Source organism: Acidovorax facilis (genome assembly GCF_050626955.1).
In the GTDB taxonomy this organism is placed as follows: domain Bacteria; phylum Pseudomonadota; class Gammaproteobacteria; order Burkholderiales; family Burkholderiaceae_C; genus Acidovorax; species Acidovorax facilis.
Genome location: NZ_CP192460.1, coordinates 5,198,240 through 5,211,318, shown reverse-complemented (window position 1 = coordinate 5,211,318; position 13,079 = coordinate 5,198,240). Strand labels below are relative to the sequence as shown.

Below are 13,079 nucleotides of genomic sequence, written 5' to 3'. Positions count from 1 at the left end.
ACCGGCTTGTAAAAACCCGCCACAACCATCACAGACAATCCCGGCCGCGCGCCGTAGTCAGCCCGTCAGCCCCAGCCACCGCAGCAGATAGCTGCCCGCAATGCCGGCAAACACCGTGGCGCCCAGCCAGTGGTTGACGCGGAACGCCTTGAAACACCCTTCGCGCGAGCGGGTCCGGATCAGCGTAAAGTGCCACAGCACCTGCGCCAGCGCAACGGCAATTGCTATATAAAATATAGCATTCAGTGCATATGGATAAAGCGCTAGGGCCCAAATAGACAAAAAAAGCAGATAGAACGCCACGATGGCCGGCACATCCCAGCGCCCCAGCGTGATGGCCGAGGTCTTGATGCCGATCTTGAGGTCGTCATCCCGGTCCACCATGGCGTATTCGGTGTCGTAGGCCAGCACCCAGAACAGGTTGCCCAGCCACATCCACCAGGCCACGGCGGGCACGCTGCCCTGCACGGCGGCAAAGGCGATGACGATGCCGAAATTGAACGCAATGCCCAGCACCGCCTGGGGCATGGAAATGATGCGTTTGGTGAACGGGTAGGCAATGGCCACCAGCACGGCGGGCACCGACCAAGCGATGGCGGCGGTGTTGGTGGTGAGCACCAGGCCAAACGACACCAGCGCCAGCACCGCCCCCAGGCCCAGCGCCTCCTTCACCGACACTGCACCGGTCGTGACGGGCCGCTGCGCCGTGCGTTTGACGTGTTTGTCAAAGTCGCGGTCGGCCACGTCGTTCACGCAGCAGCCCGCACTGCGCATGAGGAAGGTGCCCAGCACAAACACCACCAGCAGGTGCCAGCCCGGAAAGCCGTCGGCTGCAATCCACAGCGCGCTCAGCGTCGGCCACAGGCACACCAGCCAGCCGGCGGGGCGGTCCCAGCGGATCAGGTCGAGATAGAGCGAAAAACGGCTGCGGGGGGAAACAGGGGACGACGACATGATGGGACCATTACAAGAACAGGCTCAGCCGCAAGACGCTGCGGCGGGTGGCGGGCCACGGGCGCACAGAATGTAGCAGCAGCGCCGCGACCGGGACACGCATCACGAGGCCAGGTAACCGCCCCAGCGCGCGCAAAAAACCCGTTAAAGTCTCCGCTCGTTCCCCCAACGCACCGCCCTCTGGGGCACCAACGCATGCCCCATACATCGACCTCCCAGGCCGCCACGCGTTTTGCTGTCCCCCGCGGAATGCTGGTGGGATTTGTGATTGCTGCCCTCGCCACGGTGCTGATCGCGCTGGTGAACTTCCGCACCGCCCAGGTGCGCTCGCACGCTGTGGAAGCCATGGACGAGACCACGGTAACCATGCGCCACCTCAACCTGTTCGTGTCTTCGCTGAAAGACGCCGAGACCGGGCAACGCGGCTATCTGCTGACGGGGGACGACACCTATCTGCAGCCCTACAACCTGTCCCTGGGCGCCATGGAGCGCAACGTGGCGCGCCTCAAGGAGCTGACGGACGACAGCGCCGTGCAGCGCCGCCTGGTGCTGCAGATCGATGACCTGCGCCACGAAAAACTGCGCGAGCTGGGCGAGACCATTGAACTGCGCCGCTCCAAAGGCCAGGAGGCCGCCGTGGCCGTGACCCGCAGTGATGCCGGCCGGGTGCTGATGGACCGCATCCGCGACCTGGCGTCGGACCTGTCCACGCTGCTGAACCAGCAGCTGGAAAGCGACCGCAAGCAGTGGGTAGAGGCGGCCTCGATGTCCACCTACTACTCCTGGGGCGGCTCGTTCGTGCTGCTGGTGCTCATCTGCCTGTCGGCCGCCGCCAATGCGCGGGAGTACCGCCTCAAGGCCCAGCAGTCCTGGGTGGCGGCCGGCCTCAACGGGCTGAGCCAGCGCATCCAGGGCGACCACCGGCTGGAAGACCTGGGCCAGCTCACGCTCGAATACCTGGCGCAATACCTGCGCGCGGCCGTGGGGGCAGGCTATGTGGCCGACTGCAACGGCGCGCTCACCCTGTTTGGTGGCTACGCCCTGCCGCGCGAGCGGCTGGAGCAGCGCCTGCTGTCCGGCGAGGGCCTGGTGGGCCAGGTCGCGCGTTCGCGCCAGATGCTGCATGTGCGCGATGTGCCCGCCGGGCACCTGATGGTGTCGTCCAGCACGGGCCAGTCCGCACCGACCGAACTGCTGCTGGCGCCTGCCATCGAGAACGGCGAAGTGTTTGCCGTGATCGAGCTGGGCTTTCATCGCACAGTGACCGAGCCCGAGCGCACCCTGATGGAACGCGCCTCGGGCATTCTGGCGGTGGCGATCCGCGCTGGAATTGACCGCAACCGCCTGGAGGCCTTGCTGGAAGAAACCCAGCGCCAGTCCGAAGAGCTGCAGACCCAGCAAGAAGAGCTGCGTGTGAGCAACGAGGAGCTGGAGCAGCAAAGCCGCATCCTGCAAGAGTCGCAGGCCCAGATGGAGGTGCAGCAGACCGAGCTGGAGCAGACCAACGCCCACCTGGAGGCGCAGACCCAGCAGCTGGAATACCAACGCGAACAACTGCTGCGCGCCCAAAGCGCCATGACGGACAAGGCCCGCGAACTGGAGCTGGCCAGCCAGTACAAGAGCGAGTTCCTGGCCAACATGAGCCACGAGCTGCGCACACCGCTCAACTCCACCCTGATCCTGGCCAAGCTGCTGTCCGACAACAAGCCGGGCAACCTGAGCGCCGAGCAGGTGAAGTACGCGCAGACCATCTACGCGGCGGGCAACGACCTGCTGGCACTCATCAACGACATCCTCGACCTGTCCAAGATCGAGGCTGGCCAGGCCACCGTGTCGGTGGAAACGGTGACGCTGTCCAAGGCACTGCAAACCCTCATCGACCCGCTGCGCCCGCTGGCGCAAGAGAAGGGCCTGACGCTCACGGCCACCGTCGCGCCCGACGCACCCGCCATGCTGGACACCGACCCGCAGCGCCTGGGGCAGGTGCTCAAGAACCTGCTTTCTAACGCGCTCAAGTTCACCGAGAAGGGCTCGGTGGCGCTGCATGTGTCGCGCAACCCGGACGACACGCTGTCGTTTGCCGTCAAGGACACCGGCATCGGCATTCCGGCGCACCAGCAGGAGCTGATTTTCGAAGCCTTCCGCCAGGCCGATGGCAGCACCCACCGCAAGTACGGCGGCACAGGCCTGGGCCTGTCGATCTCGCGCGATCTGGCGCAGCTGCTGGGTGGGTCCATCCACGTGCACAGCACGCCGGGCGAGGGCAGCGTCTTCATCCTGGTCCTGCCCCAGAAGCTGGTGCCTTCGTCGCCTGAAGCTGCGCCGGCAACGCCGCTGGCGGCGCCTGCTCCAGCCCACACGGCGGCACCGGTCGTCGCACCGGCTGCTTCTGCCCCCGCATCTCCACCCGCAGCGGCCCCTACCGCACCCGTAGCCCCGCGCCGCGCCAGCGCGCGCAGCATTCTGGTGATTGAGGACGACGTGCGCTTTGCGCAGATCCTGGGCGACCTGGCCAGTGAGATGGACTTTGACTGCCACCTGGCCCACAACGCGGCAGATGGCCTGGCCTACGCCGTACACAGCCTGCCCAGCGCCATCGTGCTGGACGTGAACCTGCCCGACTTCTCGGGCCTGGGCGTGCTCGACCAGCTCAAGCGCAACCCGGCCACCCGCCACATTCCGGTGCACGTGGTGTCGGTGGCCGACTACTCGCAAGAGGCCCTGGGCCGGGGCGCCGTGGGCTATGCCCTCAAGCCCGTCAAGCGCGACGAGCTGGTGCATGCCCTGCAGCGGCTGGAAGCCAAGTTCACCCAGAACCTGCGGCGCGTGCTGGTGGTGGAAGACGACGAACGCCAGCGCGAGAGCGTGCGCCACCTGCTCACCAACGACGACGTGGAGATTGTGGGCGCCGGCACGGCAGCCGAGGCGCTGGCGCACCTGCGCGGCTCCACCTTCGACTGCATGGTGATGGACCTGAACCTGCCCGACCTGAGCGGCTACGAATTGCTGCAGCAGATGACGGAGCAGGACGGTGTCTCCTTCCCGCCCGTCATCGTGTACACAGGCCGCGCCCTGTCGCGCGACGAGGAGCAGCAACTGCGCCGGTTCTCCAAATCCATCATCATCAAAGACGCGCGCTCCCCCGAGCGGCTGCTCGACGAGGTCACGCTGTTCCTGCACCAGGTGGAGTCGGAGCTGTCGGCAGAGCACCGCCAGATGCTGCAGGTGGCCCGCAACCGCGAGACTGCCCTGGAAGGCCGCAACGTGCTGGTGGTGGAAGACGATGTGCGCAACGTGTTTGCGCTCTCCAGCATCCTGGAGCCCACCGGCATCCGCGTGGAGATCGCGCGCAACGGCCTGGAGGCCCTGCAGGCGCTGGAGCGCGCCGGCAGCGGCGGCCACCCTGCGATTGACCTGGTGCTGATGGACATCATGATGCCGGAGATGGACGGCTACACCGCCATGCGCGAGATCCGCAACCGCCCCGAGTGGCGCCGCCTGCCCATCATCGCGTTGACCGCCAAGGCCATGAAGGACGATCAGGAAAAATGCCTGGCCGCCGGGGCCAATGACTACATCGCCAAACCGCTGGACGTGGAGAAGCTGCTGTCCCTGGTGCGGGTGTGGATGCCCAAGTAGGCCCCGCCATGCCCCATCGCAAGGCCCGCACCGCCGACATCGAGCAGCGCCTGCTGATCGATGCCATCTACCACCGCTACCACTACGACTTCAGGGGCTACGCGCAGGCGTCGCTCAAGCGGCGGCTGACGTCGGCGCTGGTGCAGTTTGACTGCAAGACGCTGTCGCAGCTGCAGGACCGCGTGCTGCACGAACCCGCCGTGTTCCCTGCGCTGCTCGAATACCTCACCGTGCAGGTGAGCGACATGTTCCGCGACCCCAGCTACTTCCAGGCGCTGCGCCAGGAGGTGGTGCCGCTGCTGCGCACCTACCCGTCGCTCAAGGTCTGGGTGGCCGGGTGCAGCGCGGGAGAAGAGGTTTATTCGCTGGCCGTCCTGCTGCAGGAAGAAGGCCTGCTGGACCGCACGCTGATCTACGCCACCGACATCAACCCGCACGCGTTGCGCGCGGCAGAGTCTGGAGTGTTCGACGTGTCGCGGGTGGCGGCTTTTACCGAGAACCATGCGCGATCCGGCGCCCGCAGTTCGTTGTCGGACTACTACGCTGCCGGCTATGGCCGCGTGGTGTTCGACAAGGGCTTGCGCGAGCACATGGTGTTCTCTGACCACAGCCTGGCCACCGACAGCGTGTTTGCCGAGGTTCATCTGGTGTCCTGCCGCAATGTGCTCATCTACTTCGAGCGCGACCTGCAAGACCGCGCCCTGGGGCTGTTCCGCGAGTCGCTGTGCCATCGGGGGTTTCTGGGTCTGGGGTCCAAGGAGTCTCTGCGGTTTTCAGCGCACACCGATGCCTTCGAGGACTTTGTGAAGGAAGACCGCATTTACCGCAAAAAGGCCGGGCTGTGAGCACCACCGACCTCGCGCCCAGACCAGCACCTTCCGGGGGCTACGCAGCCATCGTGGTGGGCGGTTCCTCGGGCGGTATCGACGCCTTGCTGGAACTGCTGCCCGCGCTGCCCGCCACGCTGCAGGCGGCTGTGCTAGTGGTGCTGCACCTGCCCCGGGACCGGCGCAGCCTGCTGGTAGATATTTTTCAGCCCCGCTGCGCAATGCCGATGCGCGAGGCTCAGGACAAGGATGCCATCACTCTGGGCTCGGTGAGCTTTGCGCCACCGGACTACCACCTACTGGTCGATGCTGGGCCCCAAGGCCCGCATGTGGGGCTGTCGGTAGACCCTCCCCTGCATTTTTCCCGCCCCTCCATCGACGTGCTGTTCGAATCGGCGGCAGACCACTACGGCCCCCGGCTGGTGGGCGTCCTGCTGTCGGGCGCCAATGAAGACGGTGTGCACGGCCTGCAAGCCATTCAGGCGGGGGGCGGCCTCACCATCGTGCAAGACCCCGCCAGCGCCAGCATGCCCACCATGCCGCAGGCGGCCATCGCGGCCTTGGCGGTTGACCACATCCTGCCCCCTGAAGGCATTGCCAGGCTGCTGGTGGACCTGCACCGCCGCCAGCAGCTTTGATACGGGCATATGCGTCCTTCCTTGAGAACCCCATCCACCCTCCCCACCGCCCATGCCCCAGACCGACCGCACCAAATGCCTGCTCGTTGACGATGTCGAGGAAAACCTGATCGCCCTGGAGGCGCTGCTGCAACGCGACGGGCTGGACATCCTCAAGGCCCAGTCGGGCCCCGAGGCCCTGGAACTGCTGCTGGCGCATGACGACGTGGCCCTGGCCTTGCTGGACGTGCAAATGCCCGAGATGAACGGCTTCGAGCTGGCGGAACTGATCCGGGGCAGCGAGCGCACCCGGCACATTCCGCTCATCTTCATGACGGCGGGCTCTCGCGAGCAGAACTGGCAGTTCCGGGGGTACGAGAGCGGGGCGGTGGACTTTCTCTACAAGCCCATCGACCCGCACATGCTCACCAACAAGGCGAGCGTGTTCTTTGAACTGCACCGGCGCAAGCAGGCGCTGGCGCACGAGCTGCGCGCACGCACCGAGGCCTTGCGCATCAACGAAATGTTCATGGCCGTGCTGAGCCACGACCTGCGCACACCGCTGCAGTCCATCGTCGCGGCGGCCACCGTGCTCAAGCGCCAGCCGCCCCCCGACAAGGCGTTGCTGATGGCCGACCGGGTGCTGGGCGCCAGCCAGCGCATGGGCCACATGATCGAAGACCTGCTGGACGTGACCCGCATTCGCCAGGCGGGCGGGCTGGCGCTGCAGCTGGGCTCCACCCACATGCAGGCGCTGGTGCAGCGCACGCTGGATGAGGTGGCCACCAGCCACCCGGAACGCTATATCGGGTCCACCCTGCAAGGCGACCTGGCCGGCACCTGGGATGCCGAACGCCTGTGTCAGGTGATCACCAACCTGGTTGGCAACGCCCTGCACCACGGCAGAGTCGACCACCCTGTGCAGATTGCAGTGGACGGTACCAGCCCTGAGGAGGTGAGCATCACGGTGTCCAACGGCGGCACCATTCCCTCTGCGCTGCTGCCGCATTTGTTCGACCCGTTCCGGGGTGGAGAGCGTGAGCCCGGCCGCCACCAAGGGCTGGGGCTGGGGCTCTTCATTGCGCACCAGATCGTGCGGGCCCACCATGGAACCATCGAGGCCCAGTCACGGGACGATGTCACGACCTTTCGGGTGAGACTGCCGCGCCACTCGCCAGTACGCAGCCCCCGCAATTGACTGCGCGCAGCCCAGCACAACAGCGCAGGTCACCACGACCAGGCGGGTGGCGTGATGAAGTAAAGGATGAACAGCGAGCGATCGGCGCTAGCAAGCCTCAGCCGGCGGCCGAAGCCAGCGCTGTATGGATGGACTCGAGCAAATGCTCCAGCTCTTCCAGCTCAAAAGGTTTGAGCAATGCGCGCACGTTGGGCCCCCAACTGCGCGGGTGGCTTCCCAGCTCGTAGCCGGAGCACAGCACCACCCACCGCTGCGGATCATCCGCCAGCAGCTGGCGGGCCAGTTCCGTGCCCGAAAGGCCGGGCAGGCTGACATCGGTCACCACCACATCAAAGACGTCCCCAGCATCCAGAGCCAGCGCCTCCTCGGCAGTGGCGCAGGGCGTGACCGTCCGGCCTTCACCTTCCATAAGCATGCCGATGGTCTCGCGCAGCTCCGGGTTGTCTTCAACGTACAGGATTCGCATACATCAGAGGGGATTGATACGCCATGCCGCCCTGCGAAGAAGGGAGCATGACCAAAACCCGCATCATGCGCAGGCGATGGAACTGCGCCATGTAGGACAAGGCGCTCTTCTTCGCTGTGCTGCACTGTTCTGCGCCCCTCGGGTAATGCGCGTGGAAGCTGCGAACCCTTTTACTCTTCGAGCAGCGAGCGCAGCATCCACGCCGTCTGCTCGTGCACCGTGAGGCGCTGCGTCAGCAGGTCGGCCGTGGGCTCGTCGCTGGCCTTGTCGGCCAGGGGGAACAGGCTGCGCGCGGTGCGGGCCACGGCCTCATGGCCTTCGACCAGCACGCGCACCATCTCCAGCGCCTTGGGCGGCTTGGCGGGCGCATCGGGCACCGTGGCCAGCTTGCCGAACTCGGCATACGAGCCCGGCGCCACATGGCCCAGCGAGCGGATGCGCTCGGCAATCGGGTCCACGGCATTCCACAGCTCGGTGTACTGCGCCATGAACATGGTGTGCAGCGTGTTGAACATGGGGCCCGTCACGTTCCAGTGGAAGTTGTGGGTGGTGAGGTACAGCGTGTAGGTGTCGGCCAGCAGGCGCGACAGGCCCTGGGCGATGGCAGCGCGGTCCTTGTCGCTGATGCCGATGTTGATGGTGGGGGCGGTGGTCCTGGAGGCCTTGGCCATGTCATTGCTCCTGAAGTGAAGATGGATTCGACAGCAGATGCCCGCCGACCCGTCGGACCTGGAGGCATCGCACCAAAAACACTGTAGCGCAAGGCCATGACCAGCGAGCCTGACCTGCGTCAGAGCCACACCACGGCAGCAGGACATCGCCCGCCAGCGCGGCGCAGGCCAGGCCGGCCTTATGACAGCCGCTTGACCCCCGGCAGCTCGCAGGCATACACCGCGTTGCGCAATGACGCAATGGCTTCATACCGGGTAAAGCTGCGCCGCCATGCCAGCACCACGCGGCGCATGGGTGGCGGGCCGCCGTCCTCTTCGCGGATGGGCAGGTAGCGGATATAGCTTTCGTCGCTCTTACGGCGGCGTGACACGGTGAGCAGCGCATCGCGCGGCACCGAAAGGCGCGGCACCAGCGTCACGCCCATGCCTGCGGCCACCATGTGCTTGATGGTTTCGAGCGAAGAGCCTTCAAACGACTTGCGGATGCCCTCGGCATTGCTCGCAAAGCGCGCAAATTCGGGGCAGACCTCCAGCACATGGTCGCGAAAACAATGGCCCGCACCCAGCAGCAGCATGGTCTCGCTCTTGAGTTCGGCCGCCGTCACAGACTTCTTCGCCGCCAGCGGGTGCGTGCTGGGCACAGCCGCCATGAAGGGCTCGTCATACAGCGGCGCCATGGCCAGGCCCGTGTCGGGGAAAGGTTCGGCCAGGATGGCGCAGTCGATCTCGCCGGTACGCAGCATCTCCAGCAGCTTGACGGTGAAGTTCTCCTGCAGCATCAGCGGCATCTGCGGCGTGCGCGTGATGGACTGGCGCACCAGCTCGGGCAACAGATAGGGCCCGATGGTGTAGATGACCCCCAGGGTGAGCGGCCCCGCCAGCGGGTCCTTGCCGCGCTTGGCAATCTCCTTGATGGCCGCCGCCTGCTCCAGCACGCTCTGCGCCTGGCGCACGATCTCTTCGCCCAGCGGCGTCACCGAAACCTCACCCGCGCTGCGCTCGAAGAGCTTCACATCCAGCTCTTCTTCCAGCTTCTTGATGGCCACCGACAGTGTGGGCTGCGACACGTAGCAGGCATCGGCCGCATGACCAAAGTGCTTCTCCCGCGCTACGGCGACGATGTACTTGAGTTCGGTGAGGGTCATGGTGTGTTCCAGCAGGCCGTGTCATGCCTTGAGATAGTCGGATTTTCCACCCAACCAGCGCGCGACGTGCTTTGCGGCCAGGTCAGGATACCGGTCCAGCATCTGCGGCGCCAGTTCGCGCGCCCATTCGAGCAGGTGCGTGTCGGTCGCCAGGTCGGCAAAGCGCAGCAGCGCATCCCCCGACTGGCGCGCGCCCAGAAACTCACCGGGGCCGCGAATCTCCAGATCGCGCCGGGCGATCTCGAAGCCGTCGTTGGTTTCGGCCATGGCGCGCAGGCGCTCCTTGGCGGTTTCGCCCACGCGGCCGCTGTCGTTGGTGGCATACAGCAGCACGCAGGCCGAGGCCGCCGCACCCCGCCCCACCCGGCCGCGCAGCTGGTGCAGTTGGGAAAGGCCAAACCGCTCGGCGTGCTCAATGACCATGAGGGACGCGTTGGGCACGTCCACGCCCACCTCGATCACCGTGGTGCTGACCAGCACGCCCATCTGGCCGCTGGTGAAGAGCGCCATCACGGCCTTCTTCTCGGCCGTGGGCATGCGCGAGTGCAGCAGACCGACCATGCAGCCCGGCAAGGCCTCGCTCAGATCGGCGTGGGTGGCGGTGGCGTTGGAGAGGTCCAGCGCCTCGCTCTCTTCGATCAGCGGGCACACCCAATACACCTGCCGCCCGGCCTCGACCTGGGCGCCGATGCGTGCGATCACCTCGTCCTTGCGGCTGTCGGCAATGAGTTTGGTGACGATGGGCGTGCGGCCCGGGGGCAGCTCATCGATGACCGACACATCGAGGTCGGCGTAGTAGCTCATGGCCAGCGTGCGCGGGATAGGGGTGGCACTCATCATGAGCATGTGGGGCTCCATGCCATGGGCAGCGAGTTTCTGCCGCAAGGCAAGCCGCTGCGCCACGCCAAAACGGTGCTGCTCGTCGATGATGGCCAGCGCCAGGTTCTTGAACTGCACCTGCTCCTGGATCACGGCGTGGGTGCCCACCACCAGCGCGGCCTCGCCGCTGGCCACCAGCGCCAGCATGGCGGCGCGGTCCTTTTTCTTTTGCCCGCCCACCAGCCAGGCCACCTTGCGGCCGCGCTCGGCCAGCAGGGGTTCGAGCCAGCCGATCATCTTGGCGAAATGCTGCTCGGCCAGGATTTCGGTGGGCGCCATCAGCGCGCACTGCCAGCCCGCGTCCATGGCCAGGCAGGCGGCCAGGGCCGAGACCACGGTTTTGCCCGAGCCCACATCACCCTGCAGCAGCCGGTGCATGGGCACCTGGCGGGCCAGGTCGGCGGCAATTTCTTCGCCCACGCGGCGCTGGGCGGAGGTGAGGCTGAAGGGCAGCACGGCCAGCAACTGCTCATGCAGCGGCAAGGCACCGTCGGCGGCTTTTTGGGCGCGCAACACGGGCGCACGCAGCATGTCGCGTGCGCGGCGCGACTGCTGCTGCGACAGCTGCTGGGCCAGCAACTCCTCGGCCTTGAGGCGCTGCCACGCGGGGTGGCTGTGGTCCTCCAGCGTGGAAAGCGCCACATCGGGCGTGGGGTGGTGCAAAAAAGTGAGCGCCTCGCGCAGGCTGAATAAGCGCTGGAGGCCATTTTGGCCATAAACCCGAGTCACCGGCGGCTCGGCACCGGGTGGCAGGGTGTCTGACAAGTCCACCCGCGTCAGCGCGCCCACCACCGCACGGCGCAGGTAGGGCTGGGGTAAACCGGCCGTGGTGGGGTAGACGGGCGTCAACGCCGCAGGCAGCTCGCCGCCCGCCACGCGGAACGCCGGGTGCATCATCTGCCGCCCCCAGAAGCCGCCCTTGATCTCACCCCGGATGCGCAGGCGCGCACCCACGGCGAGGGTTTTCTGGTGCGAGGGGTAGAAGCTGAAGAAGCGCAGCTCGCATGAGCCGGTCTCGTCCTCCACCTGCACCAGCAGCTGGCGGCGCGGGCGTAGCTGAATCTCGCAGGCGGTCACCGTGGCTTCGATCTGCACCATCTGCCCGTCGCGCGCATTGGCCAGCGGGGTGATGCGGGTTTCATCCTCGTAGCGCAGGGGCAGGTGCAGGGCGAGGTCGATGTCACGTTGGAGCCCCAGCTTTTGCAGCGCCTTTTGCGCTACCGACGCGCCGCCTTTGGCGGCAGCAGGGGCTGCCGAAGCCTTGGCGCTAAGGGAAACTCTGGGGGCTGCGGCGGGCATGTAGCGGGTTCTGCGAACGACAAGGGCGGGGCAAAAAGGCTACCATGGTTACCGTTGATTACGCCTAAAGACGGGCGTTTATTCAGAGTCCAGGTCCCCTACCATGCTCAAGCGCATTCACATTCAGCATCTCACCCTGGGCATGTATCTGCACGAGTTCTGCGGGTCATGGATGGACCACCCGTTCTGGCGGGCCAAGTTCTTGCTCAAAGACCCCGGGGACCTGGCCCGGATACAAGCCACTGCCATCCAGGAAATCTGGATTGACACCGACAAGGGGCTGGACGTGGCGGCGGGCACCGCGTCGGTGTCGCGCGAGGAGGCCGACGCGCAGATTGACACCGACTTCAGCCGCCTGGAGGACCTGCCGCCCATCAAAGTCACGCTGCCATCCCCACCGCCGCCGCCCAAGCGCAACCGCAATCCTGCGGACATGCACAGCGAACTCAAGATGGCCGCTGCCATCTGCGTGAAGTCCAAAGAAGCCGTGGTCTCGATGTTCAACGAGGCCCGCATGGGCCGCGCGGTGGACTCGGCGAGTGCACAGAGCCTGGTGGAAGAAATCTCGGATTCCGTCACCCGCAACCCCGGCGCGCTCATCAGCCTGGCGCGCCTGAAAACGGCCGACGACTACACCTACATGCACTCGGTGGCGGTGTGCGCGCTGATGGTGGCCCTGGCCAAGCAGCTCAAGCTCAAGGACGACCAGCAGCGGCTGGCGGGCATGGCAGGCCTGCTGCACGATCTGGGCAAGGCGGCCATCCCGCTGGCCGTGCTCAACAAGCCTGGCAAGCTCACCGACCAGGAATTCACCGTGGTGCGCAGCCACCCGGTGGAGGGCTACCACATGCTCAAGGAGGGCGGCAACGTGCCCGACGCCGTGCTGGACGCCTGTCTGCACCACCATGAAAAAGTCGATGGCTCCGGCTACCCCGACAAGCTGCAGGGCGAAGGCATCAGCGTGATCGCGCGCATGACGGCCATTTGCGACGTGTACGACGCCATCACCTCCGACCGGCCCTACAAGCGTGGATGGGACCCCGCCGAGTCACTGCGCCGCATGGCCGAGTGGACCAAGGACCATTTCGACGCCCGCATCTTCCAGGCCTTTGTCAAAAGTATCGGCATCTACCCTGTGGGCTCGCTCGTGCGCCTGACCTCGGGCCGCATCGGCGTGGTCACCGAGCAATCGGCCGCCGCACTCACCGCCCCCATGGTCAAGGTGTTCTTCTCGACCAAGTCCGACCTGCGCATCCCCCCAGAAATGGTGGACCTGTCTGCCCCGGGCTGCACCGAGAAGATCGTTGCGCGCGAAGACCCCGACAAGTGGCGCTTTCCGGACCTGAACGAGCTATGGTCAGGCTTTGCCGAGAAGGTCTGGTAG

10 protein-coding genes are annotated in these 13,079 nt (G+C 66.0%); 5 read left to right on the top strand and 5 right to left on the bottom strand.

Features of this window, described 5'->3' with window-relative positions:
• Positions 1–57: 57 nt before the first annotated feature.
• Positions 58–954 carry a 4-hydroxybenzoate octaprenyltransferase gene (gene ubiA, locus ACQ4MJ_RS23900; RefSeq protein ID WP_431151007.1) on the bottom strand — a complete coding sequence of 299 codons (897 nt, stop codon included), beginning with the start codon at positions 952–954 and terminating at the stop codon, positions 58–60.
• A gap of 195 nt (positions 955–1,149) precedes the next feature.
• On the opposite strand from ubiA, the gene ACQ4MJ_RS23895 reads away from it, so the two are divergent.
• Genes ACQ4MJ_RS23895 through ACQ4MJ_RS23880 form a run of 4 tightly spaced genes read left to right on the top strand, consistent with a single transcriptional unit; the run spans position 1,150 to position 7,235 of the window.
• A complete protein-coding gene (locus ACQ4MJ_RS23895) occupies positions 1,150–4,593 on the top strand; it encodes a response regulator (RefSeq protein WP_431151009.1) in 3,444 nt (1,147 codons plus the stop codon).
• Positions 4,594–4,601: 8 nt separating this feature from the next.
• A complete protein-coding gene (locus ACQ4MJ_RS23890; RefSeq protein WP_431151011.1) occupies positions 4,602–5,438 on the top strand; it encodes a CheR family methyltransferase in 837 nt (278 codons plus the stop codon).
• Positions 5,435–6,058, top strand: a complete 624-nt coding sequence (locus tag ACQ4MJ_RS23885) for a chemotaxis protein CheB (RefSeq protein ID WP_056065346.1) — start codon at positions 5,435–5,437, stop codon at positions 6,056–6,058. Before ACQ4MJ_RS23890 ends, ACQ4MJ_RS23885 begins: the two co-directional genes overlap by 4 nt.
• Positions 6,059–6,110: 52 nt before the next feature.
• A complete protein-coding gene (locus tag ACQ4MJ_RS23880) occupies positions 6,111–7,235 on the top strand; it encodes a hybrid sensor histidine kinase/response regulator (RefSeq protein ID WP_431151012.1) in 1,125 nt (374 codons plus the stop codon).
• 97 nt (positions 7,236–7,332) lie between these two features.
• Here ACQ4MJ_RS23880 and ACQ4MJ_RS23875 read toward each other — a convergent pair whose 3' ends face one another.
• The 4 genes from ACQ4MJ_RS23875 to recG form a co-directional block, all read right to left on the bottom strand.
• Positions 7,333–7,701, bottom strand: a complete 369-nt coding sequence (locus ACQ4MJ_RS23875; RefSeq protein ID WP_056065339.1) for a response regulator — start codon at positions 7,699–7,701, stop codon at positions 7,333–7,335.
• A 170-nt stretch (positions 7,702–7,871) separates the two neighbouring features.
• The gene (locus ACQ4MJ_RS23870) at positions 7,872–8,372 is read right to left on the bottom strand and encodes a Dps family protein (RefSeq protein ID WP_431151014.1); all 501 of its coding nucleotides are present in this window, start codon (positions 8,370–8,372) and stop codon (positions 7,872–7,874) included.
• A gap of 179 nt (positions 8,373–8,551) precedes the next feature.
• The gene (locus ACQ4MJ_RS23865) at positions 8,552–9,517 is read right to left on the bottom strand and encodes a LysR substrate-binding domain-containing protein (RefSeq protein WP_121421399.1); all 966 of its coding nucleotides are present in this window, start codon (positions 9,515–9,517) and stop codon (positions 8,552–8,554) included.
• A gap of 21 nt (positions 9,518–9,538) precedes the next feature.
• Positions 9,539–11,695 (bottom strand): ATP-dependent DNA helicase RecG, encoded by a 2,157-nt coding sequence (gene recG, locus ACQ4MJ_RS23860; RefSeq protein WP_121421400.1) that lies wholly within the window; start codon positions 11,693–11,695, stop codon positions 9,539–9,541.
• A gap of 103 nt (positions 11,696–11,798) precedes the next feature.
• Here recG and ACQ4MJ_RS23855 point away from each other — a divergent pair, with 103 nt between their 5' ends.
• A complete protein-coding gene (locus tag ACQ4MJ_RS23855; protein ID WP_055395633.1) occupies positions 11,799–13,079 on the top strand; it encodes an HD-GYP domain-containing protein in 1,281 nt (426 codons plus the stop codon).

Bases quoted from the DNA above. Each gene is read 5' to 3' on its own strand.
- ubiA (WP_431151007.1), bottom strand. From the start codon at position 954: ATGTCGTCGTCCCCTGTTTCCCCCCGCAGCCGTTTTTCGCTCTATCTC.
- ACQ4MJ_RS23895 (WP_431151009.1), top strand. From the start codon at position 1,150: ATGCCCCATACATCGACCTCCCAGGCCGCCACGCGTTTTGCTGTCCCC.
- ACQ4MJ_RS23890 (WP_431151011.1), top strand. From the start codon at position 4,602: ATGCCCCATCGCAAGGCCCGCACCGCCGACATCGAGCAGCGCCTGCTG.
- ACQ4MJ_RS23880 (WP_431151012.1), top strand. From the start codon at position 6,111: ATGCCCCAGACCGACCGCACCAAATGCCTGCTCGTTGACGATGTCGAG.
- ACQ4MJ_RS23875 (WP_056065339.1), bottom strand. From the start codon at position 7,701: ATGCGAATCCTGTACGTTGAAGACAACCCGGAGCTGCGCGAGACCATC.
- ACQ4MJ_RS23870 (WP_431151014.1), bottom strand. From the start codon at position 8,372: ATGGCCAAGGCCTCCAGGACCACCGCCCCCACCATCAACATCGGCATC.
- ACQ4MJ_RS23865 (WP_121421399.1), bottom strand. From the start codon at position 9,517: ATGACCCTCACCGAACTCAAGTACATCGTCGCCGTAGCGCGGGAGAAG.
- recG (WP_121421400.1), bottom strand. From the start codon at position 11,695: ATGCCCGCCGCAGCCCCCAGAGTTTCCCTTAGCGCCAAGGCTTCGGCA.
- ACQ4MJ_RS23855 (WP_055395633.1), top strand. From the start codon at position 11,799: ATGCTCAAGCGCATTCACATTCAGCATCTCACCCTGGGCATGTATCTG.